Genomic DNA, 24,299 nt, shown 5'->3' on the forward strand with positions numbered 1-24,299 from the left:
GGTAAGTGCTCTAAATTTGTCGCAGGTCGCCCGGGCTTTTTCGTTTATTTGTTTCACAGCTACAAACTTAAAAACATGGGCGGCTTTTTTTTATGCCCTTACAAATCTATTCGTGATATTGTCTATTATTAATCTCTTTAATCTTTGTACCGTGTCCGGAGATATTTCGTGAAGCTTTGCCACTTTTCTAATACTAAGACCAAGTTCTATGTCTTTGACTGCTTTTGAATATTTTCTCAATAGTTGAGCATCCGTATATAGGCGGCCGTGTCTTCTACCGAATTTCTGACCATTTCTTTTGGCCAGCTCCATTCCGCTAATTATTCTCTCAATGTGAGTTTCTCTTTCTTGTCTGGCCAGATCGGCAGTGATTGAGAAAATCATGGAAGCTGCCGGATTCAACTTCCCATTAGGTAATAATGTTTCGATATTGAACTGATGTATGTATAATGAGATTTTTAGATTAGTTAGCTCTTCAAGAACTTGATGTGTTTGGGATGGTCTACGTCCTAAACGGGATACTTCGGAGACCAGGACCTTTTGTATTTCTCCTTTCTTTGCTGCTGCCAGAAGCTCACCAATTCCTTCACGGTCATCATTGCTTTTACTTCCGGAAATTTTTTCTGCAATGATCCTCGATATTGTCCAACCTTGTTTTTCAGCATATGCTTTTAGGTCATCAATTTGACGCTGGTAGTTTTGCACATTTTTTGATACACGTGAAAAAATAACTGCGGAAGTTGATTGTTGGAGATCCAATTTCTGTTTGTTGTTAATTAGCATATAAAGTAAAGTTAATCAGGTGTACTGAAATAAACTAATGTTTAAATCAGTACGCTTTCTGCTCCTTGCTCTACATGCTGGTTTGCTAGAAACATACATTTTACTACAACAACTTTAAATCGGCACAGTTTGCTGTTAATTATGAGATTGCCAAGCAATCAATTTATAACAAATGGGAAGAAAACTTCTATATTAACCTTTCTTGTATATTAATAGCGTAGTATCGTTTTGTTTACTACATTTGTATAGATCAAATCACCAACAGTAGTATGACTCTAGGGTTAGATTAAAAGAAAGTACAAAAAGCGCCACGGGTTGTATATACCAAAATAATCTGTTCGACACTCCGTCTACCTGATTCTCACCCTTATCTGTGAGGATATTTCGAGAATAGTTTGGTAAGGTGAATAAGGATTATCTTCTATCTTTTGATTTTGGACGAATATATTGTTTCCCAAGGTGATCAATTCCGTTATAACGTAGGTATAATGCCTTAGGATTGAATATACCGGTCTAGTGGAGAAGAGAAATGTTACATTAAAGTCGTGACGGTTTTTCTCCTTTCTTTTAGTTTAACCTATTTTCCGTCTTTTAATCTAAATGACTTTATGCCTGATGTTGGTATCAGGAAAGTGAAAATAATTATAACGGCACGATAGGGGAATCACTTCAATCCTATTCTAAAATTTTTGTTAGAGATTGGAGTAATATAAATAAGGCCGTCTCACAATTTTATGAGGCGGCCTCTTTATTTACTGTACTTGTCTGCTTTACGGTATTAAGTTTTCAAACCGCAACTTCTCAAACAGATTGAAAAAAGAGTCACGTGTATCCTGATATCCGGTGAAACCAAGCTTGCGGCTTTTGGACATATCGGTCATTACTTCCATGGGCCGGCCCAGATCAAGATCGGTATGCCAGGCAGAAGCCAAACGGTTAATATGCGTTTCTTTTAATTTGTATTTGACAGCTATTTCTTTCCAGGTCGTAGCGTCATCAGCCATTTCTTTTTCTAATGAATGTATATCACCATCAAAACCCGCAGGCTCAACTTCAAACCATCCTGCTATTTGTTTCCATAACCAGTTCCAACGGAAAACGTCTCCATTGGCAACATTGAAAGCCTCATTATAGGCCGCTGGCGTTGTAGAAGCCCATATCATGTGCTCAGCCAGCAGTTTTGCATCGGTCACATCTGACAAGCCATTCCACTGCGGGCCAGAACCCGGAAAGCGAAATGGTCTTCCTGTTTCTTTACAAATGGCTGCATAAACCGCCAACGTAGTGCCCACATTCATTAAATTCCCAACCGCTTTTCCAATAACCGAATGCGGCCTGTGGATACTCCATGTAAAACCATCCCGGTCTGCGCCGGCGTACACCTCATCTTCCTGAGCATAATAGAAATTTTCCAGATCCAGTCTTGGATGCTCTTCGCGGACAGGCGTTTCAGGTAAAGTACCCGCCTGTGCATATGCCTCGAAAGGCCCAAGATAATGTTTCAGTCCCGTTACGAGCGTAACATGCTGTACCGATTTTTTGGCAGACAGGCTGTTTAATATATTACGGACCATGGCGCTGTTAACACGGATATTTTCAGCCTCTGTATCATTGCGCATCCATGTTGTAATAAAAACGTGGGTTGGTGCAATGCCGGCAAGCTTGGTTTTAAGGTCTTCTTCATTCAGTAAATCCGCTGAAATGGGTTTCAAGCCTGCAATTTCTGTATTAGGATTTCGTGCAAGACCATAAGTTGTCCAGCCTTTTTCAATCAGTTTTTCTGCGAGGTTGCTTCCAGTCATGCCGGTTGCTCCCACCACCAATGCTATTTTTTCCATGTTTGTACTTTATATTAATTTACTGTCAGGATAAAATGAGATTGGCAAAATATGTAATCAATCTGCCATGTTATCTTTAAATACTTATCCTGCGTCTGATACAAAGGTACCTGCACTAAAATGGCTGGGAAATGACCTGGAGCAAGAAGTTGGCTTGATGTGGATCAATCGGTTTTGCCTTGGGTGGCAATATTCTTTTTGATTCGGCTAATGGTTTCAGGGGCAAGGCCAAGGTAAGAGGCAATCATGTTTTGCGGAATGCGTTCAATGATCTGCGGATTTGATTCAGCCAGCTGAAGGTACCGTTCTTCGGCAGTATGGGTTATGGTACTCATCAACCGGCGGTCTTTTGTAACAATATTGTTTTGGTAAAGAATACGGAAATACCGGTCCATAATTGGAACAGCCAGGGTTAGTGTTTCGTAATTTGCCCGTGAAATCATCAATAGCTCCGAATCTTCAATCGCATCGATATTAAATACAGCAGGTACAGCCGATAAAAAGCTATTGAAATCAGATAACCACCATCCTTCCCAGCCAAAAGCGCTCATGTGTTCACCGCCTTTGTCATCCACATTGTAAATACGAAGCAGACCTTTGGCAACAAAGGCCATATTTTTGCAAACATCCCCTTCCTGTAACAAATACTGCCGTTTTCTTAACCTCTTCGAAATAAAGAAGGTTTTAATTTTTTCTTTATCAATATCCGTAAGCGAAACTTTTTCCTGAATGTGGTTGAAAAGGACATCAATCATGGTAATTTTCGATTACAAAAGCCTTTAATTCTGCCATCTTACCATTACGGAACCGCCACACGTCGCAGTAGGAATAATGAATCATTTTCCCGTCTTTGTCCATCATACTGATTTTACCAATTGCAGTAACAAACTTTCCTTCCGCGATCAGGTTTTCCACCATAAATTTTGGCGGCTCCTGGTACGCCAATGCCATATACTGTCTGACAGCTACCTTGCCTCCCAATATCTGATCACCTACAAATGTCCATTTCAAATCATCGGTGCAGAAGGACAGAAATCCCTCATAATCGCCTTCTGTGACAGCTGCATTTGCTTTTTCCAGTATTGCTTTATTATTTGATTCCATGTGATATTTCTGCTTATATCGTTACAAGGGTATAATTTTGAATTTAGTTTAGAGAAGATCCCCCTATTTACAATCACAAGTTTTTAACGGGAGATTTATGCTAATCTCCCGTTTTTTCTAATGACCTTCATTATCTGGAAAATGAATTTAAGCTTTGATAACGTACACCTGCAATCTTTGTTAGGTTTGATTCATTCTGAACGTTTTGGCTAATAGCCGATCATCTTTTGAATTAGTTTGCCCAAGCGAAGTTTATGTCAGGCAATTTAGCTTTTCTTCCAAATCACCCAGAGACATTCTACCACGAGCAAATTCAATCTCAAATAATGCACCCTGTTCTTTTTTCGTTAAAGGCCTGTCCTGAATGATCCCGATTAATTCATTCTCGAAGTCAAGTGGCGCCAAAATATTTTTCCTGGTGAAGTATGATTCGAAATACCGGATTCCAAACCTGCGCTGAGATACCGCGTCAAAATGCAGTCCGTCTTCGTTAGCCGTTAATCCATTTGCCGTTACAAAATAGCAGTTAGGCTTTGTTTCAGAGAATTTCAAAAGGGCATCATTAACTTGGTTATATTCATTAAAGTACTTACCATACCTGCCAGCGCCTAAAAAATTGCCAAGACCACCTGTAATAAATGGAATATCCAGTACTTTCAACGCACTCCGAAATGCATCAACGATAATACTCAGCTTATCGCAATACAGTGCAGAAAGGCCACCAAAACTGTCATTTTCTCCCTGGTGCCATAATATGCCATCCAACCTGCTGGTCCGCAGGGCAAGCTTTGCCTGGAACACTGCATTTTCAAAGAGTACTCCGTCAACCGCCCAGTTATCCAGGCTGGTACCACCGTCAGCACATGGGATCAAGCCGATCTCTTCCTGCTCATTTTTTAATCTCCACGCACCTGCGAAGGATGCTGCAAGTCCTATACCGGATGTAGGCCTGTCAAAATTAATGGGTTCTGTCATTGCCTGCCAGCGGCCGTTTACCAGCATTTTGATCTTATCGTCATAGATCTGCTTAACATCACTCAGGTATCCACGACCAGCCATATTTGACTGGCCCACCATCAAAAAGGAACTTACCATGATATAAATGGGTCAAATTAAAAGATTGTGCGGCAGCGGTCTGGTCGACTCTGCCACCGAAATGCCGGCTCAGTGCCAAAAGTACCCTATTATGCTGATACGGAAAAAATTGCATTGTTTATGAGTCTGAATCAGGTTAAGAAACTATACAACCAGCATAATCTTCAATATTCATTGTATTCATTTCGCACGTTATCGGCTGAGCTAGAACGGAGGCTGAGCGCTGGCAGCGGTGCTAATCAGACATCCAACTATTACGCTGCGTTTATACCGTTCCTTGAGCGTATAGCCCAACTGATTTTTAAAAGCACAAGAAAAATGTAACAGATTCTCAACCTTCGACGGAAGGACTCTTTTTTCTCTTTTCCATGGCTTAAATCTACGAAAAGGAAGTAACCAACCAAAGTCAATTGTTATGCTAATTTTAGTTTTTGCCTTTTGTAAGGTCCCCAATCTGAAAAGCTTCATAGAGTTTTTTGTTAGCCTTTGCCAATTGTTTGTTCAATGGTGCCAAGAGATCCCGCATAAACGTCTGGTCCACTTCTGTCCGCATCGGGCACTTGCCGTGTAGCATTTTTATGAGCTCAATAACAGTTTTGTAGACCAGGTCCAGACTTTGATCAGGATAGGTCTTGAATACACTTTCTATTGATGATAGTAATTCTCCTGGCAGATCTTTGATGGGCCCATAATCCGACGAGCGCTGCTTTTCGCTTGGCTGGAGCAAATAACCTATAAGTTGGGTAGGAAATGCACCAGGCTCAACAATACAACTTTCAATTGTTTATTATTTATTAAGATCAGGATACAAAAATAGATGACCTGTGTTTGTTAATCATTGTTTAAACGTCCTAATTTACTTTGTTTTAACAGCTACTTAATAAGGTTTTTGCAGCAAATGAGGCTGCCTATTTTAGACAACCTCGTTTGCTTAATTTTATATTTTCAATCAAAAAATGGCAAGTCCCAATGTTGCCTGAAAGAGGTTGCTCTTTTTGCCAAATTGTGACGCAGTTGTAGCATTAGCAAACTGAATTTTCGAGATATCTGTGAAATTGCCTTCATAACGCACATCCAGACTCAATCTTCCAAAGTCAACGCCAACACCCGCCTGATAGCCGAATGCCAACCGGTTTTTAAATTCAGCTCCTGAATTCTCGCCCGTTACTGCTTCAAATGAATCACCAATCTTACCATTATTAGACAATCTGAGAGATGCCATCGGGCCAACATTCACGCGAAAAAACTTAGCAATGCGCACTCCGAAAAGCACAGGCACATCAAAGTTGGAAAACCGTACGTCCACTTTTCCATCATTCAACACACCGTCCTCATATACATTGAACTTTCCTCCTTTTTGAGACAACAAAAGCTCTGGCTGGATATACAACGTTTTACCAAAGCGGAAGAAAACACCACCGGCAAAGCCAAGTGAACGGTTATCGTTGTCCCTGAAATCGAACGCGTTACCGCCTGGTGATAGGCTTAGATCCTTGCTGCCATTGATATTGGATAAGTTAGCACCTGCTTTAATCCCGAATCGGAAAGCTGGGTCGTACTGGGCATTTGCTGCGTAGCTAATTGTGAGCATACATAGGGCAATCATCATGTTTTTCATGTGGATATTGGTTTTAAGTAAATTGTAATTAATAAAAACTTTAAGGAACGGTGCGCTGAGGCTACTTTTTGATAATATCATTTAAGACGGCATCAAACAGGCTCGCAAATTCCCGGCTGCCGATAATATGGTCTTTATTGTCGGCGTTTCTGGCCAGGTTGTATCCCCACTCGGTGGCTGCCTTTCTTTGTGTAGGTGTACCGTGGTGCCCGTCAATAGTGAACTCGCAGTCACCTGTATTAAAAAACACTTCTGCGACTTGTTGCAACTCATTTAACTGCATCGCGGCTCCCCTTGTGTGCGCCAAAAAGTAGGCTGCGTATGCATCGGCCATTAATTCGAAGCGGCGGGAGGTTTTTGGTGTCAGTTTCATACCCGGTTTTAAAATACCTAAATCATATTGAATTAGATGCCCAACCTCATGGGCCAGAATAGACTGCGGAGCTGTCTTTCCATAACCAAGTGTGTCGAAACCCTGCAAGCTGCCATCACCAATGATAATTTTAGCCGGAACTTGACCGACATTGGCAAAAAGTGTGTCCGGTATGGCAAGTTGATTAAAAGTAAAAGCGGGATGGTCTCCGTTGCTATACTGCGGATAGATTTTGAATAAAGTGGCTAACGAGTCGGCATATTTATTAGCCTTTTCATTACTGTATCCATATATTTTTGTATACATTTTGATGACCTTACCCCTGTCTTGCAGCATGGAACCATGCGCTGCAACCGTCACGATGTTTTTCGCCTCGATATCCCAAAAGTTTTTCAGATCCTTTAAGCTCTTATTAATCTGGTCGGTATATTCACCTTTAACACCATAGTATTGGTTTTCAGAACTGTTTTCAAAGTATAAAGCGTGAAAGATAGCCAGGTTTGACAGTTGCAGCTCCTCACTCGCGTAGATGAGCGTCGGCCCTTGGCCCCAGATAGCAAATTGCGCAAAAAGCCAGGAACGTATGGGAGGATTGGTACAAGAAGTTGGTACCACTTCTGCTAAATCCGGATTGACCGGATTGACCGGATGATCAACTACGTCTTTACAGCCCGCAAACAGCATTAAGGACAAGGCAGTGAATGCCATAAAAAAACGGAGACTTTTCATAAGACCTATTATTGTTGGATAAAATTTATTATTGATAAAGTGTTTATTGGTGAGACGGCATTATTCTCCCCGGACAAAAGGATGGATGTTTATCCTCAGGATTTCATTCAACGGCGAATAGTTACGAAGAGAGCAGCCTATTTTATCGGTTCTTGGACCCGAAAGGAGTGCGCTTGATGAGGTAATCCAATGTACTTACGTATGAATCGATCTGGCTACCAAAAGAACTTCTGGATTTATTATAATAGGTGCTGCCCTGGTCCGTATAAATATCGAGTGTGACCTTCGTCGCGTAATTGGTGGTCGTGATCGCGTTATTACTCGTTATGGCCGTTCCGGACGCTTTTGTGTTTTTGCTGTTTTTGTCCTTGTCTTGTTTTTCCTTGTCCTTGTAAGTGGTTACGTTACTGCCCGTGCTGGTGGCCCCTTTGTTTACTACGTCTATGGCACCAAATACCAGATACTCCACACCGAGCATCACGGCAAGTTCCTGAGGGTCAACTGCCGCTGCGTCATTGACATCAATTTTGTTTTTTGCCAATAACCGGTTCGTAGTCATCGGGTCTTGAATGAGAACGTTGGACGTATTCTTGCGTAAGGAGCTGGCGCAATTAGCCTGCATCCGTTTGCTCATTTGACCTGGCTCATAGCCAGGATCATTGCTTAGAAATTGGAAAGGCATCACGGCAATCTTGTTCTTACGATCTGCCGGGGCTGCTTCTTTTCTTTCTCCGTCCGGCGTAATGACCTCGTCAGTTTTGCCTTGCGCAAAACAATTGGTCATTAGGCCACTAAATAGTATTGACATCAGCGTTAAAGCTGATATAAGGCAAGTACGTTTCATGATTTAAACTAAATGGTAAGGTAAAATTGGCTTTATCAGTGGTTGGATATTTACTATAAAACATCCATGAAGAGATAAATGATTATTCGTTTGAACTTGTTGGATTATTCGGAGGCATAGAAAGCAATTTGGCATTGATCATTTCAAAAAACTCTTTGCGATAAGCTTCACCTATGGTGATGGGTTGTGCTTCGTCCACGATCCGGACCATATTGCCTTCTACTGCGGTTAAGTGGCTCAGCGAAATAATAAACGACTTGTGTATGCGCACAAAACCCATTGAGGAAAGATGTTCGGCCAGTTCTTTTAATTTTAAATAGGCGGTAATTTTACGCTGATCATTCATGTGGATTGTCGCATAATTGCCTTGCCCTTCAATATAAGTTATTCTGCGGGAATCAATTTTTAAAAGCTTTCCCTTTTGTTCTGTTTTTACAAAAACATAATGATCCTGGTCATTAATCGGGCGAACATTATTCTGAATGGTCCATAACCGATTGACGGCTTTTAAGAACCTTAAAAAAGGGATCGGTTTCAATAGATAATCTACTACTGCATGCTCAAATCCGTCAAGGGCATATTCCTTGTAAGCCGTAGTCATAATCACATGGCAATCATTGCTGATAAGCTTCAAAATTTCTATTCCGGTCAGATTAGGCATTTGAACATCCAGGAACACAAGCCCTGGTTTGAGATCACCGATCATTGCCAAACCTTTTATAGGATTTGTCTCTGAACCTACTAGTCTCAAAAAATGCACATGGCTTATATGTTCTTTCAATAAATCGATGGCATGCTGCTCATCGTCAATTATAACGCAATCAATCATACCGTAAATGTTATCTTTAATGATACACTAAAATGGGTTTCACTTTCATCTATAAAGAACTCAGACCGGTTACCGTAAGTTAAATTCAGCTGCTGCCTGATATTTTGAAGGCCAATTCCATTGGAGAGTTCTTTCAATCCTTTTCCCTTTTTATTACTGATATCAAAGGTTAGTTCATCCACGCATGTATTAATTCTGATCCGCAAGGGATAGGCAGGATCATGCAGGTCACCGTGCTTGAAAGCATTCTCAACCAGCGTAATCAATACCAGTGGGACAATGCTGGTAGATTGATCATCAATCTGTTCGTCATAACCTATATTTAACTGATGATTATGACGACGCTGGTTAATCTCAACTACATTTTTCATGTGCTCCAATTCGTCCATAATATTGACTGTCCCGTCGACGCGGGTGTTCTTTCCCAAAGCATACCGCATGATGTTGGCCAGCATCAGGATAGAATCCGCAGTTTCTTTATCAACTTTGATCACCTTTCCATAAATAAAGCTCAATGAGTTAAACAGGAAATGAGGGTTAATCTGGTGCTTTAAGGCTTTCAGTTCCGCTTCCGTCTTATCCTTTTCAAGCATAATGCGCTCTCTGCCTTTGTGGACCCATTCAATCAATAATGCTACTGAAAAACTTGCAATCAGGATAAATACATAAGACATAATCAACACCCACTTCATCTTGTCTTCCGGCAAAGCAGCCGGGGTAGAATCAGCCATTTCCCGCGCCTGCGCTGCTCTTTCCATTAAGAAAAAAGTGTGATCATATGCAAACTTGACTATAAAGAACAGTAGCCCGATAATTACAGCGCTGCGAAAACTACGTTGCTTACGCATCACCGGGAGTATCAAAACAAAAATCAGAATGTAATGCGTAATGACAGACTCAACAACGAATATCAGGGTGTTGAATAAAAAGCCCGTCCGGCCAGCAAAAATGCGAGCAGTCTGCGCCGGATTTGTCACGTACGAAAGCAAAAGAAACGAACCATAAATCACCAAAGAGAATAAGGCTAATAGCGCTAATCGCTTGTAATTTGCTCTAAAAAAGTTTAAAGTCGCTTTTAGCATTGTACTGTCTTTGTGAGCTTATTTAATTATCCCGAAAAACGTTTTACTTTCCTCTTTCCTACATTGTGATATAAAAGTAGGTCAGCAGTCAACGGTGAAAAAATAAATTATGCAAACAGGTGTTTTGTAGATGCAAATAGCGCAAACATCTGTCAACTTTCGATGACGAATGCTTTTAGCTCGGCCATCTTGTCATCTTGAAAACGCCAGACGTCGCAGTAGGAATAATGGATCATTTTTCCGCTTTTCGGGTTAAATTTAAAGATTATACAAAAAAGCGCCACGACTGATTTTGTCTATGGAGATACCTTTGGGGATCAGCTTAATTTCGGAAACAACTATCCATTTTTTTAAGTTTAGTATCAGCTCTTTGGAGTCTGAGCGAGCGGGCAAGTCCTGTTTATGTTGTTAAAACCGGAATTTATAAAGATTATTGGTCATTAATTTTCGATAATCCATCATGAACAAAATTTTTGTCTGTTTAGTCGCAGTTTTTTTTGACAAGTTGTAAAACAGAAATAGAGGAGAGCTTATATCATAAACTCTGGACCGGAACCATGAGTGCTTCTGGCCAGGACGTTACCTTAAATTTTGGATTCGAAAAGCCTTTCATTGGAAATTAAAATGTAACGTTTCAATACCACAACAGCAAGTTTTTGAATTATCAGCATCTGAGTTCCAGATTATTGATGATAGCTTTTATCTGGAATTTTCCAACGGGATGGCCCCAAAGTATAAAGCAAAAATCGGTAATGGACAGATTTTGGGTAAGTGGATTCAAGGCAATTATATATTTCCGTTATTTCTGAAAAAATCTGAAAGAACGTTATTACAGCTTTATGCAGAGAATGCGGTAGATACTGCAGAGAAAAATGCACTGAATAGTAAGGACGTGGATTTTGTAAAGCTCAAAAAAATGGCTCTATTGATGAGTGATGCAGTTACAAGTGTAGACCAACTTATTCCAACTTTACAACTTGTTCTTCGAAATTTAAGGGATAAACATGGATTTGTATTTTCAACAGCAAAAGCATTTGTTATGAAACTGATGACTTTAAAAATGTAAGTCAAGCATTAGGACAGGCCGCTTATGGGAATGACAAGAATGTTGTATCCAGGCAGCTACTGTACCATTTTCATATTTTCTCTTTTGTTCTGCTCGACGGCCTGGCTGCGCTTTTTGGCTTGTTTCTCCTTGTAGCTCCGGTCGGCCCCAACATATCGGCGCGCTTCATCGCTGTTCCGTTGAGCATCACCCTTCGGTATTGGAAGGTTTCAGTTAGCTCACGTTCATATCCAAATGTTTGCTCAAAAGCTTTTTCTCAGCACGCTGTGAATCCAAGCCGATCCCGCGCCTCAATTTCTGGCTATGGCCAGCACTGTTTCCTAACCGGCCTGACAAAGGCGCGCAGGCATTATTTCAGGCACAATTTCAAAAGAAAAAAATATCTCGCTATTAAGAAGTTTCAGTTATTGGAAAAGGCGGGCTTCAATGCAGAGATCACATTTAAGCCAGCAAGTGACATTATTGTGGTAAAATGAAGGCGAACTACTATTTTAAAACCTGGATGCCAAGTTTTTCATTTTTAAACTCTTCTCCCGCGAACGAACGACAGGTATGGAGAATTCGGAACTATTGATCATCCTAATTCGGAAATTAAGCACAGGTCGTTTCGGTTGAAATTGACCAATTTAAGTACATGATTGATAATTATTTAGCATGTGCAAGGAAATAGCCTGTTACTGGTCAATCGGCCACGGAATCACATGGTCAATGAGTCCGAATTCTCCATTGCAAGCTTTGTTAAATCTTCATAAAAGTGGTTCGGGATTTGTACCTTATGGGCCACTTTATGACACCTCCATTCGGGAAGTTTGTACTTTTTGGGTAAGTCATAATTTGATCCAATTGTAGAAAGGCTTTATTTTTGAAAGCGATTTAAATTTTTGTATTTTTACAAAGTCGATGACTTGCTAACGCATTGCAAATCTGTCTATTAGTTTATTTGATTTTAATGATTTAGATATATCGCGTCATTCGTGGCGTTCAGCAAATGGGTGAGATTTAAGTGCTTGATTATATGTTAGTTATATATTAAGTTCGAATCCCTCTCTCTCTGCAACATGCCCTTCCTGCTTGCAGGAGGGGCTTTTTTGTTATTCGGGACAATTACCGGGACAAACACACACAAAAAAAATGATAAAAGACCATAATGCGACAATCCTTTCAATCGCGTTATACTGCTTGATCAGAAAGGTGACTTAACCAAAGAGTGGTATGTTGAATACTACACCTGGCACGAAGTTCTCGATGGACTGGTCAGAAAGAGAATAAAAATTCCAATGTCTTTCCAGACAAAAAAGACGCAGTAACTATGTTAGCGGAAACCTTCCAAGTGGGATTGGATCCCTAGAAATGGAAGGATTGCCGCTGGACGCGGGAATGGGATTAAATAGGACGTTAGAATCCTTAATGCTAACTTCGATAAGCTTCAGTCTAAGATTTATGAATTACATCGTAGGCTGGTGGAGGTCGATGAAGAGATAACAACCAAGATTATTCGTAACCATATAAACGGAACGGCAGCCAAATTAATACTTTTTATAGCGCTTTTTCGTGAAATTACCGTGTAGCAAAACTTGCTAATAAGGACGACCAGGCAAAAGTATAATTGAAGTTTGGGCCAGGGTGAGAATTTACTGTTGGTTCCGTTCAAAGCAATCAAGAAACCTGGTACAAGAATTATACTTGCCACCTTTAGTAATAAGGGCGAAAACTCTTTCTCAATTTCCTTACCAGGAAGCCCATAGATTGCTTCCAGTTGTTTTTCATCCCAACCCTGATCCAGAGTGTATTTTTTGAATTGCTTGTATTGCCATTCAAAAATTAAGCAGCTTTTCACCCTTCTTTTCGGCTGAAATTGTTCAGGAAAATACTGTTTTACGAATTTGCTTCTGATTTTATCTATGATGTATAATCCAGTAAGAAAGAAGATTATTGCAGCGAATAAGTAAAAGAGTACATTAAATGATTCGCTATGAAGTTAGGATTGTCTGCAACAGAAGAAAATTGACTATCCGGTTATGGCAACTATCGTAATTCCTGTCTGCAATAGTGAATATTTTTCGCCAAGGAGATTATTTAAATTTATTTTTCTTGATAAAAAAGTAAAAGCTCGCGTTTCATAAGTAAAAGCAGTAGTTTATTTTGTGAAGACTGAGTAGCATATGTGCTTTTGATTCAGAAAAGGACTTATTGAAATAAATTGCCAGTTATGGAATGTGCAGAGTGTCTTAGTCTGGAATTGACATAAGTTTAACCAAGTCTCCTTTACATGGGTCGATTATAGGTCTGCCTTCAGCACCCCTGAACAAAACAACCGGTCACGATAGGTTGGAATTCAATTTCTGTGCAACCTCCCTGGTGTAGGTGCTTCCGATAGGGATAGCGTCTTTCCCGATATAAATTTCAGTGGCTGAAAACGAATCAATATGTAACATCGCAACAATAAAGGACCTATGTACCCTCATGAACAGATCAGCAGGCAGATTTTCGGTGAAATAAGTCAGAGTTTTAAGTGTGACCACAGGACCATTTAAGGTATATATTTTTATATAATCTTTGAGGCCTTCCATGTATAAAATATCCTTGAGCAGTATTTTAATCATTTTCTTTTCTGCTTTTACATAAATAAAAGGATCGATTCGGTGCACACTTCCGTGGGTTGCCCCATGGTGGTAGTTACTACTGCCTGGATTCAACCATGTTTCGTATTTGTCCACAGCTTTTAGAAACCGCTCGAAAGAAATTGGTTTTAATAGATAATCTATCACATTCAGTTCATACCCTTCCAGCGCAAACTCAGGAAAGGCCGTCGTTATGATGGTTGCCGGAGGATTTTTTATTGTTCGCAGCAGGTCTGTACCTGTTAACTGGGGCATTTGTATATCCAGGAAAACCAAGTCAGGCCGGGTGTTTTTTATCGCCGTGAACACTTCAAGTCCATTTGTACATACAGCAACGATTTCCAGTCGGTCCAGCTGTTTGATGTGCATTTTAATGACATCCCGGGCAAGGGCTTCATCATCCGCAATAATACAAGTGATTTTTTTCAAAACTGTAATTTTAAATCTACCGAATAAATATTGGCTTTTTGTGTGATGCTTAACTCATACTGTCCAGGATAGGCCAGCTCAATACGTTTCTTCACATTTGCCAGTCCCAGTCCCGTCTCTTTTTCTTTGACCGGTAGGCTATAACTATTTTCAACTTTCAGGGTCAGAAAATTACTATCAAGCCTAAGGTCGATGGTAATCCAGCCCGAGCTTTCTTGAATGCCGTGTTTAAAAGCATTTTCAATAAAGGGAAGCAACAATAACGGTGATATTGATTTACCTGATGTATCACCTGAATATTGAAACGAAAGGTCTAACCTGTCTGCGAACCGCATTTGTTCAATACTGATATAATTTTCCAAATATGCTATTTCATCGGTTAACGAAACTGTATTTGCGCTCGCCTCATAAAGCATATAACGCATCAGGTCCGATAAACGGAGCACCATTTCTGCTGATTTTTCAGATCGCGCCAAAGTGAGGGAATATAAACTGTTCAAAGTATTGAATAAAAAGTGCGGGTTGATTTGCGCTTTGAGCAGGCTCATTTCTGCAATAAACTTTTCCTTTTCGGTTTCCCGTAGTTTTTTTTCTCGTGCATTGGCATCGACCATCATTTTTATCAGTACGGTAACAGCCAATACGGGGAAATAGCTGGAGGCGTCACTGATAATCCGGACCCAAATCCAGTAATGGGTCCCGTCGCCGCTATGACGATACGTTATAGGCCCCATTGGTAGCCAAATATGCCACCATAAAAACCGGCTAATAAGTCCTCCTGCTATTAATACCAGTAAAAGGGCAGTGAAATACAAAAAGTGTTTTTGTTTGGCATAAAAGAACGGAATGAGGATATAAAGGTTAACGTACACCACAAACATGGCAATGAGAATATCACAAATATCATCAGGATCCAGACCGAACGACCAGTTGTCATGGTGATAATATCCGTCGTCCAGGCCAGAATAAAATATAAAGACCAGCCAAAATGCGACATGAACCGCAGCAGTTTTAGAGTAATTATTTCTCAGAAAATCCATGTACCAATAAAAGCACTTATCATTAACGATTATACCTATTTATTCGCCAAATCGCACCTTTGGCCTAGATGCAAGTTTTATTTATTTGTCAAAGCTTTAACTTTTTGGCGGCCCGCTCACATCGTCATTCTTAATTTTCTTTCGCTCTCGCTGACTAAACATACTTCCAAATTCCCAGTTCAAGGTCAGCTTAACTGCCAGCGAGTAATATCGATTCGACTCGGACGATTCGAATGATCTGGAATTTAAAACCACCTTTTGTGAAATATAGGTAGAGAAGGGATTTATAAACGCCAGGGTAATGTTGATTTTTTTGTCAGGTATTTCTTTTTTCACTGCAAGACTATGAAAGTACTGACCGGATTTGTATCCCTGCAATGTAACTTTTCGACCATTATATTGACCAAATACTTGTAGAGAATAATGGGACGGCAACTTCATTGTGGTATTCAAATTAATGTCCGCAGCCCAGCCAGTGTTTACAATCTGCAATGCATCGCTATTGAAATTCAGGTAACTGACATTTAAATTTCCATTGACAGTCCAGTTCTTTGTAATTGATCCGGAAGAAGAAAGGTTTAATCCTGCCATCTTATTAGATGCCAGGTTCCTCTCCTGTGTTATAGAGATCCCGTTAGCATCTGTTTGGGTGAAACTCATGATGGCATTATTTGTCTGCTTCACGTAAAGCGAAGTGTTCAGAAAAAATCCAGATACTCTATTAAGTCCGTAAACCAATTCGGCCTGCTGTGCTATTTCCGGTTTAAGCCGCGGATTGCCGGTAGTAATATTCTTGGGATCACTCGCGTTGGCGTTGGGATTCAGATCCCAGATACTGGGTCTTGTCAGGCGCTGGGTATAGCTTAAAGTAATGGTGTGCGCATCGTTGATTTTACGGGATACCGTCGCAGTAGGAATCAAATTGATGAAATGATTACTGAACTTTGTTCCGGATTGTAAAAGATCACCTTGAATTTGCGTTTCCTCTGCACGAACTCCCGCTTCCGCATACCAATTGTTTGGGAGATTCGCCTTACCCATCATATAAGCCGACCAGACATTCTGCTTATAGCTAAACCTGTCCGAGCGAGCTGCATCGATTTGTGCTATTCCTTCCAGGTCGGGGTCAGCGACAGATACCTGATAATTATTGTCAGCGTTGCGAAGGATAGCTTTAAGCCCTGATTCGATAGAATACTTTCCTGTGCTGGAAAAAGGATGAATGTAATCAGCCTGGAAAGTCCATTCCCGGTTTTTTATCTCATTCGTGTTGTATTCCTGGTACTGTGGTTGACTGGTCATGTATGAAATGAGCGTGTAATAGGGAGCTTCGCTTTTTCTGGGGGCCATCTGTGCGAGTATGTTGAGTTGTTGTCCCGACTTTTTAAATTTTCTGAAGTAGCCTATATTAAAGTCGCCACTCAGATACCTTTCGCTCGCATCAATATGCTGTGAATATTGTTCTAAAATACCGCCGGTAGCAGAACGGGTAATTGTTTTTATGTCTTTATCACCTGGCCAGTTGCCTATACTGCTATTTATGGCGAGATTAAATTCACTGGAAGAGTCGGGGGAGAATGTAACTTGAAAATCACCTGAGCCGTGGGGCGCTGTATTATCCTGTTCCACTTGCTGTTCCAGTTGCGCCACATCAGACCCATTCCCGGGTTGTGTTCTCAAATAGGTTGAGCCTTCTTTACTTCGAAGCTGATGAAGATGACCATGAAAGGAAAAATTCCATTTGCCTATTGTGAAGGCAACGCGCGGGTTAAAAGCTTGTTCCAAATTACTAGCCGTCAGTTCCAAGGCACCATCCAGGTTCTTTCTGCCCTTCCTGGTTATGATATTAATCACACCGGCAGCACCTTCGGCGTCATACTTAGCGGATGGCGTTGTGATGACTTCAACAGATTTAATTGCATCGGCAGGCATCATATTCAGTGCATCAGCAGCATTGCGTGCCATTTGACCTGAATATTTACCATCGATTAAGATCTTTAAATTGGTACTTCCGCGCATACTTACATTACCTTGGGGGTCCACATTAAGTATGGGGGCCTTACGTAGTACATCGGCCGCAGTACCTCCTTTATTTGTCAGATCATTTGCCGCGTTATAGACAAGCATGCCAGGATGTACTTCTATGATATTCTTTTGAGCAGACACGGTAACTTCTTTGAGATTGGTTGCTACCGGGTTTAATAAAATAATCGGGATTGACAGATTAAGCGTGTTTGATAGAACCCTGACTGGCAATATCCTGGTAGCGTATCCGATGAACGATATCTGGATAGAATAATCTCCTGGTTTATCAGCCATAAGATTAAAGGTTCCGTTTTCGTCGGAAAGCGTGGAAGTTATGACATTATTCTGATTATCAATAAGTCCTATTGTAGCATAAGAAACGGGCTGCGCCGACGATGAATCCCTGACAATTCCCCCGATCATATATTTTGTCTGGGCGTGAAGAGAGGCACTCAAAAATGCAAATACCGTGATGAGCGCTGCAAGTTTAATTTTACTTATAATATACACTTGTCGCAGGTTAAAAATTCGAAAGTCCACTTTCCTTGAGTTCATACAATTTTATATGTCCAAAGGAATAAAGGATTTTATTGACGTTTTTGAATTTTAGACGACTGAGGCTAATCGTAATGTGAAGAGCACTATGTGCGGGATGAAGGTGGTTCAGCGAAGATTTACCTGCTTTTAGGCCCTTAAAATGACTGTTGATCGAAAATATCCAAAGATTAAGATAGTTGGCGGCTTTTTAGGGTTGAGACAGTGGGGATTCAATTTGCGGGAACGCTCTTCATGTAGGTAGTTCCATTAGGGCTAGCGTATTTTCCAATATTAATTTTAGTAGGGTTGAGCAACTTAATAGTTTGAGGTAAACGATTTATAGCAGATGTTGGTCGGGTAGGAGCGACGCCTGGTGGAAACCATACAATCTTCGGCAGAAAGTTCTTGTCTGTGTTCCAATGGTCCTGACTATATGCTTGTAACCTTCAACACGATCTGATAGTTTAAATTCAACCGTTGAGGTAATGCCTGCCATAATAAATTATACAATTCAAGAGTAGCAAGAACCTGTTTACGGATTTATTGACAAGGCGCAAAGCTCATCAGTAGCAAAACCAGATCTCATAGGCCCTTCAAAACAAACCTGGAATTAGGATAAAAGCTTTTTTGCTAAAAAACCGTTAGAACTCATTCTGGCTATCAGAATCATTTAAATTCAGTTTTAAGTAATGAAAAAACCATCGAATCTTCTGCCCGATTATTTTTCACATAATGTTGCCTTAATTGGCCTTCTGCCCTAAAATTCATTTTTTTTATAAGATTTAATGAAGGGAAATTGTCAGGGCCAATAAATGCTTCTATTCTGTTTAGGTTCATTTGCTCAAAACCATATTCAATTATTGGAGTAATAGCCTCCGACATGATTCCCATTCCTTTGTAATCATCATCGCTCAAAGCATATCCTATTTCAGCCCTATGATGGTCAACATACCAAGTATGAAAACCACACCAACCGATAATCTTTCCCGTAGTTTTATCAATCAATTGAAAATACAGGAACTTCCGATTGTGTGTTGAAAGTCCATTTTGGTATTTTTCTTTTTCTAGTATAAATTCTTGATTAGAATTCAGTCCTAAAAACTCAATTATCTGATGATCAGAAAACGTTTCAAATATATAATCATAGGTTTCCTGAGTGATTTTTCTTAAGATTAGCCTATCAGTTCTCAATTCTTCAAATATCATTTCTTGGGGTTTCTTTTTAAATTACTGTATTATGCAGTTGGATATGAATTTTATATTTATTTTAAAACATAAATGACCAGCCTGGTAAAATTCATGCAGGTCATTTGTAGAATTAACAAACTAATCAACCAAAAGATGGTGCAATAGTTATTTCCTTTTCTGATTATTCAATGCAATTTACAGTTCAATTTTGTCAATTGGCCTGTCATTTCCAAAATTAAAAGATAAGTTTTAACCTCTTTACTGAGTTAACTGTACATCAACTCCCCGTTATGTCCTAAAATATCTTCTACCGGCTGATAACACCAAATGAGTACTTAATTGTCAGATTTTATCTATTTGGCAAAGCTTAACAATCGATAGGGGCAGGATATTTCTTCTTACAAATTGGGTTAAATGAAGTGCTTGTTTAAATTTTATTCATATATGTTTCATGGCTTATTATTTGATCATTTTTTCGGCGGTTTTCGCGAAATTGTCCATCAGCCGGAAAAAATTTAATTCCATATATTTTTCTTTGACAATCTGCATAAGTAATGGTGCCGTTTCACCATTTATAAATGCTGGTCTGGCATTACCTGGAAAGCCCTAAAAAAGACTCAAACGAATCCAAATATCACCCAACAAAATAAACCTGCCCGGTCTGTCCGCCCATTACGCTCTTGTAATAAGCCTGTGCAACCCTATGCATTTCCACAGGAATATCGCCCGGGAAATAAGGGAAATAGGCCGGTGATTCTTCAACAACACCCGGAGCGATTGCATTAATACGAACCCCGTTTTCAAGTTCAAGCGCAGCTCCTTTGACGAAGCCGTTCAATGCGCCGTTTATGGCGCTTACCGCGGCACCATAAACGATCGGATCTTCAGCAAGACTTCCCGATGTGAGGGTGAAAGAACCTTTGGGATTGATATACTTCTGGCCAATCAGCACCAGATTGACCTGTCCCATAAGTTTGCTGTCAATACCTTTTCTGAAATCTACATCCGTCATTTGCGGAAGCGGACCAAAATGTGCGTCGCCTGCTGCGGAGATCAATGCGTCAAATGGACCCACTTGTGTGAACAGGAATTCAATAGATTCGAGGCTTGAAATTTCGACCTGAAAGTCGCCGCTTTTTGAGCCCACTTTAATAATTTCATGCGCAGATTCCAGCGCTTTTACAACGTGTTTTCCAATGGTACCTGTGGCACCGACAATGATGATTTTCATTTGATATAGTTGTTTTTGTCAAAGCTGATTCAATACCAATCTTTTAAGAGGCAGTTGCCTTTTTGTTAATTAATCTTCTGATTTAATAAACTCTCTAAAAGCTGCCTAAGGTAGTAATAAGGTTGTGTCATGGCAACTGAAAGAACTTGAAGCTGACGGAATTGTATTTCAAAAGGCTAATAATGCAGTTCAACTGAAAGTAGAATAAACATGACTAAAAAGGAATGGCTGGCAGATATTATGTTTCTGCTTTTGAATTAAATCTGGAAAATCTAATTTACTTTGAATCGTTAAAACATAAAAAACCGTCCCGAATATTTTCGGAACGGCCTTTTTATTTATTATCCGGTTAACTTTTACAAATCAAATCTGCCCAGATTCGTTACTTTGGTCCAGGCCGCAACAAAATCTTTTACAAATTTGTCTTGGGCATCAAAGCTTCCGTATACTTCTGCAATCGCTCTTAGTTCTGCATTAGAACCGAATACAAGATCGGCGCGTGAGGCCGTCCATTTTGGCTGACCAGTTGTGCGGTCGCTTCCTAAATACACATCCTTATCTTCCGAAATCGCTTTCCACGCTGTACGCATATCAAGCAGATTTACAAAGAAATCATTGGTTAGATGACCAGGGCGTGCAGTGAAAACACCATTTTTTGAGCCGTCGAAATTGATGTCCAAGACGCGCAAACCACCTACTAATACGGCTAATTCAGGCCCGGTTAGTGTTAATAATTGTGCTTTGTCAATCAGTAATTCTTCTGTTGAAGCAGAGAACTTTGCTTTCTGATAGTTACGGAAACCATCAGCAATCGGTTCAAGATAACCTACCGACTCAATGTCAGTCTGCTCCTGAGATGCATCCATGCGGCCGGGAATGAATGGAACAGTAAGGGTATTTCCTGCTGCCTTTTCAACACCGGCATTACCTGCCAGAATGATCAAATCGGCCAGGGATATTTTTTTGCCCGCTGACTGGTTGCTATTAAATTCCTCCTGAATACTTTCAAGCGTACTTAATACTTTTTTTAGTTGAGACGGATTGTTTACTTTCCAGTCTTTCTGAGGAGCCAGACGAACACGTGCGCCATTGGCACCACCACGCTTGTCTGAACCACGGTAGGTACTCGCAGAAGCCCATGCGGTAGAAACCAGTTCTGAGATGCTCAATCCGGATGCAAGTATATTTGCTTTCAATGCCGAAATGTCGCTTTCATCAACCAGTGCATGGTTAACGACAGGAATAGGATCCTGCCAGATCAGGTCCTCCTGAGGTACATCCGGACCCAGATATCTTTCACGTGGACCCATATCGCGGTGCGTCAACTTGAACCACGCACGGGCAAAAACATCTGCAAATTCATCCGGGTTCTCTAAAAAGCGTCTTGATATCTTTTCATATGCAGGATCAAGTCTTAGCGCAAGATCGCTTGTAAGCATGGTTGGTGCATGTTTTTTGCTGCTATCAAATGCATCTGGAATAATTGCCTCGGCATTTTTGGCAACCCATTGATGCGCACCTCCAGGACTTTTGGTCAATTCCCAGTCAAATGCAAACAGGTTTTCGAAAAAATTGTTGCTCCATTGCGTCGGTGTTTTCGTCCAAATGACTTCAAGTCCGCTGGTAATAGCGTCAGCACCACTGCCAGAGCCATAGCTGTTGCTCCAGCCAAATCCTTGTGATTCCAAACCAGCCGCTTCGGGTTCTTTTCCAACATGGTCAGACGTAGCTGCTCCATGGGTTTTTCCAAAACTATGTCCGCCTGCTATCAGCGCAACCGTTTCTTCGTCGTTCATTGCCATACGGGCAAATGTTTCACGAATATCTCTCGCAGAACCGATCGGATCAGGATTTCCATCAGGGCCTTCCGGATTCACATAAATAAGCCCCATGTGAGCGGCACCAAGCGGATTTTCCAGATCGCGTGAATGGATATTGCGTCCCGGATCTTCATCTGATGATACCACACCGTGCCCTGCAACACCTGCCGAACCTTGACCATAACGGTGGTCATTACCCAGCCAGGTAGATTCAGAACCCCAGTATATATCTTCATCCGGCTCCCATACGTCTGCACGACCGCCTGCAAAACCGAATGTTTTGAAGCCCATTGATTCCAGGGCAACATTACCCGTAAGAATCAGCAAATCGGCCCATGATATTTTACGACCATATTTTTGTTTGATTGGCCAAAGCAATCTGCGCGCTTTATCAAGACTTACGTTATCCGGCCAGCTATTCAGCGGAGCGAAACGCTGTTGTCCTGCACCTGCGCCGCCACGGCCATCACCCACGCGGTAGGTTCCAGCACTGTGCCAGGCCATCCGTATGAACAAAGGACCGTAATGGCCAAAATCTGCTGGCCACCAATCCTGAGAGTCGGTCATGAGCGCATGAAGATCTTGTTTAACGGCTTCGAGATCCAGACTTTTAAACGCTTCAGCATAGTTGAAATCTTCCTGCATCGGGTTTGACAAGGAAGAATGCTGCCGCAGAATACTCAATTTTAACTGATTTGGCCACCAGTCACGATTTCTGGTTCCGGCACCGCCAACCTTTTGCACGTCGTCTTTTAGGTTCAGAGTGCCATTATGAAAAGGGCATTTACTGATGTCGTCTGATTCTTTTTCCATTTTAATTAGTTCATGTATTAAGTCAACACTTACGAGCACCTTGTATTTGTGCAGAACAATAAAGTTATAATATCATAAGTAATAATCACAATCGATTAATTCTATGATTCAATAGTTAAAATCTATTAACTTGCTGTAAGGTCATAATTGAACGGATACCGAATAAAATTAGTGAAGGCAAGATACGCCTTCACCATTCTCTACTGGGCCAAGTTAAAGTCCATACATCTTTCCAGTTTGTATTAGAATTGTAACTTTTTAAGCCAAATAAGAAATCTTAGCACACAGAAACTAATGAAAATTCGTACAATCTTTAATTATTTAGTCTTGGTACTAACCGGGTAAAGCATTCTCAGCGCATTAAAAATTGCCTGATGTGTGATTGTTCCATGATCTTCCTGAGGTAAATAATCAAAGTGAACCGTCACATTTTTACTTTTGGTTTTAACTAATTTCTCAGTTAATAAATTTGCATCGACTTCCATAACGCGGGGAGTCTCACCAGGAGTCAATCCCTCTTTTCCAACGCCGATGTAAATATCCGTTTTTTGAGAAAAATCATCCTGTAAAATAGCGGAAGATTGATTTAACAATGAACCATTATCCCACCAAAGGCTGGGGCTGATGATTATGTATTTTGAAAACAATGTTGGTTTTTTAAGTAAAATTTCAGTGGCGAAAAGTCCGGCCAGTGATTGTCCTATCAGCATTTTGGATGCATTCGTTTTATACTTTTTTTCAATAAAAGGCAGTAATTCTTTTTCCAAAAAGTTTGTGAATTTGTCGGAATGACCAGCGGTTGGATATCTTTTTTTATCTGAGTCAAGGGTGGTAGGGTAGGTGAAATCTCTTTTTCGGTCAACATTGGCAATTCCGACAATAATTGATTTTGGAACACGGTCGATCCAGGAGAAATTATTGAATTGGAAAAGCCCGCTTACATGGATAAAATCTTCATCCGCTGAGCCGTCAAGAAGATATACCACTGCATATTTGGTAGTATCATTTTTATTGTAACCTTCCGGAAGATAAATATTTAATATTCGCTTTTCGGATAATATCGTTGACTGGATTTCATCAATAACACCCAAAACAAAAGGTTTACTGTCATCTTTTTGTGAAGGTTTATTTAGTTGGGCAAAAGTCAGCGTAGTTGAAATTGTAAATAAGAAAATGGTGGTTAGAAGTTTCATGAAATTATTTTAAGGTTCGTTAGCCGTTTTTGGAAGGATGA

General features: G+C 40.5%; 19 protein-coding genes and 1 pseudogene. 1 reads left to right on the plus strand and 19 read right to left on the minus strand.

Features of this window, described 5'->3' with window-relative positions:
• Positions 1-90: 90 nt before the first annotated feature.
• The 11 genes from FZF08_RS22160 to FZF08_RS22210 all read right to left on the minus strand — a co-directional run bounded on the left by FZF08_RS22160 (position 91) and on the right by FZF08_RS22210 (position 10,295).
• Positions 91-783 carry a recombinase family protein gene (locus FZF08_RS22160; protein ID WP_159473510.1) on the minus strand — a complete coding sequence of 231 codons (693 nt, stop codon included), beginning with the start codon at positions 781-783 and terminating at the stop codon, positions 91-93.
• A gap of 770 nt (positions 784-1,553) precedes the next feature.
• Positions 1,554-2,621 carry an SDR family oxidoreductase gene (locus FZF08_RS22165; protein ID WP_159473514.1) on the minus strand — a complete coding sequence of 356 codons (1,068 nt, stop codon included), beginning with the start codon at positions 2,619-2,621 and terminating at the stop codon, positions 1,554-1,556.
• Positions 2,622-2,785: 164 nt separating this feature from the next.
• Positions 2,786-3,376: a Crp/Fnr family transcriptional regulator gene (locus FZF08_RS22170; protein WP_159473516.1), complete on the minus strand. Its 591-nt coding sequence runs from the start codon at positions 3,374-3,376 to the stop codon at positions 2,786-2,788.
• Complete coding sequence (locus FZF08_RS22175) at positions 3,369-3,725, minus strand: nuclear transport factor 2 family protein (protein ID WP_159473519.1); 357 nt, start codon at positions 3,723-3,725, stop codon at positions 3,369-3,371. Before FZF08_RS22175 ends, FZF08_RS22170 begins: the two co-directional genes overlap by 8 nt.
• Positions 3,726-3,977: 252 nt before the next feature.
• Positions 3,978-4,820, minus strand: a complete 843-nt coding sequence (locus FZF08_RS22180; RefSeq protein WP_159473522.1) for a sialate O-acetylesterase — start codon at positions 4,818-4,820, stop codon at positions 3,978-3,980.
• A 424-nt stretch (positions 4,821-5,244) separates the two neighbouring features.
• Positions 5,245-5,547, minus strand: coding sequence for a hypothetical protein (locus FZF08_RS22185; protein ID WP_159473525.1), 303 nt, complete (start codon positions 5,545-5,547; stop codon positions 5,245-5,247).
• Positions 5,548-5,769: 222 nt separating this feature from the next.
• Positions 5,770-6,438 carry a porin family protein gene (locus FZF08_RS22190; protein ID WP_159473528.1) on the minus strand — a complete coding sequence of 223 codons (669 nt, stop codon included), beginning with the start codon at positions 6,436-6,438 and terminating at the stop codon, positions 5,770-5,772.
• A 61-nt stretch (positions 6,439-6,499) separates the two neighbouring features.
• The gene (locus tag FZF08_RS22195; RefSeq protein ID WP_159473531.1) at positions 6,500-7,540 is read right to left on the minus strand and encodes a hypothetical protein; all 1,041 of its coding nucleotides are present in this window, start codon (positions 7,538-7,540) and stop codon (positions 6,500-6,502) included.
• A gap of 142 nt (positions 7,541-7,682) precedes the next feature.
• Positions 7,683-8,384 carry a hypothetical protein gene (locus tag FZF08_RS22200; RefSeq protein ID WP_159473534.1) on the minus strand — a complete coding sequence of 234 codons (702 nt, stop codon included), beginning with the start codon at positions 8,382-8,384 and terminating at the stop codon, positions 7,683-7,685.
• A gap of 82 nt (positions 8,385-8,466) precedes the next feature.
• Positions 8,467-9,213, minus strand: coding sequence for a LytTR family DNA-binding domain-containing protein (locus FZF08_RS22205; RefSeq protein WP_159473537.1), 747 nt, complete (start codon positions 9,211-9,213; stop codon positions 8,467-8,469).
• Positions 9,210-10,295, minus strand: a complete 1,086-nt coding sequence (locus FZF08_RS22210) for a sensor histidine kinase (protein ID WP_159473540.1) — start codon at positions 10,293-10,295, stop codon at positions 9,210-9,212. The genes FZF08_RS22205 and FZF08_RS22210 overlap by 4 nt, the downstream gene beginning before the upstream one ends.
• 721 nt (positions 10,296-11,016) lie before the next feature.
• On the opposite strand from FZF08_RS22210, the gene FZF08_RS22215 reads away from it, so the two are divergent.
• Positions 11,017-11,361 carry a hypothetical protein gene (locus tag FZF08_RS22215; RefSeq protein WP_159473543.1) on the plus strand — a complete coding sequence of 115 codons (345 nt, stop codon included), beginning with the start codon at positions 11,017-11,019 and terminating at the stop codon, positions 11,359-11,361.
• A 70-nt stretch (positions 11,362-11,431) separates the two neighbouring features.
• Here FZF08_RS22215 and FZF08_RS32190 read toward each other — a convergent pair.
• The 8 genes and pseudogenes from FZF08_RS32190 to FZF08_RS22250 form a co-directional block, all read right to left on the minus strand.
• Positions 11,432-11,605: pseudogene (locus tag FZF08_RS32190) on the minus strand (hypothetical protein); the annotation flags it as partial.
• Between the two features lie 2,074 nt (positions 11,606-13,679).
• Complete coding sequence (locus FZF08_RS22220; RefSeq protein ID WP_229216648.1) at positions 13,680-14,411, minus strand: LytTR family DNA-binding domain-containing protein; 732 nt, start codon at positions 14,409-14,411, stop codon at positions 13,680-13,682.
• A complete protein-coding gene (locus tag FZF08_RS22225) occupies positions 14,408-15,451 on the minus strand; it encodes a sensor histidine kinase (RefSeq protein ID WP_159473546.1) in 1,044 nt (347 codons plus the stop codon). Before FZF08_RS22225 ends, FZF08_RS22220 begins: the two co-directional genes overlap by 4 nt.
• Before the next feature lie 96 nt (positions 15,452-15,547).
• A complete protein-coding gene (locus FZF08_RS22230; protein WP_159473549.1) occupies positions 15,548-17,986 on the minus strand; it encodes a TonB-dependent receptor domain-containing protein in 2,439 nt (812 codons plus the stop codon).
• Positions 17,987-18,679: 693 nt separating this feature from the next.
• Positions 18,680-19,219: a GNAT family N-acetyltransferase gene (locus FZF08_RS22235; protein ID WP_159473552.1), complete on the minus strand. Its 540-nt coding sequence runs from the start codon at positions 19,217-19,219 to the stop codon at positions 18,680-18,682.
• Positions 19,220-19,835: 616 nt separating this feature from the next.
• A complete protein-coding gene (locus FZF08_RS22240; RefSeq protein WP_159473555.1) occupies positions 19,836-20,432 on the minus strand; it encodes a short chain dehydrogenase in 597 nt (198 codons plus the stop codon).
• Between the two features lie 356 nt (positions 20,433-20,788).
• Positions 20,789-23,065, minus strand: coding sequence for a catalase/peroxidase HPI (gene katG, locus FZF08_RS22245; RefSeq protein WP_159473559.1), 2,277 nt, complete (start codon positions 23,063-23,065; stop codon positions 20,789-20,791).
• 317 nt (positions 23,066-23,382) lie between these two features.
• Positions 23,383-24,258, minus strand: coding sequence for an alpha/beta hydrolase (locus tag FZF08_RS22250; RefSeq protein WP_159473562.1), 876 nt, complete (start codon positions 24,256-24,258; stop codon positions 23,383-23,385).
• Positions 24,259-24,299 lie beyond the last annotated feature (41 nt).

It is taken from the genome of Dyadobacter sp. 3J3, from assembly GCF_009801115.1.
Taxonomy (GTDB): Bacteria; Bacteroidota; Bacteroidia; order Cytophagales; family Spirosomataceae; genus Dyadobacter.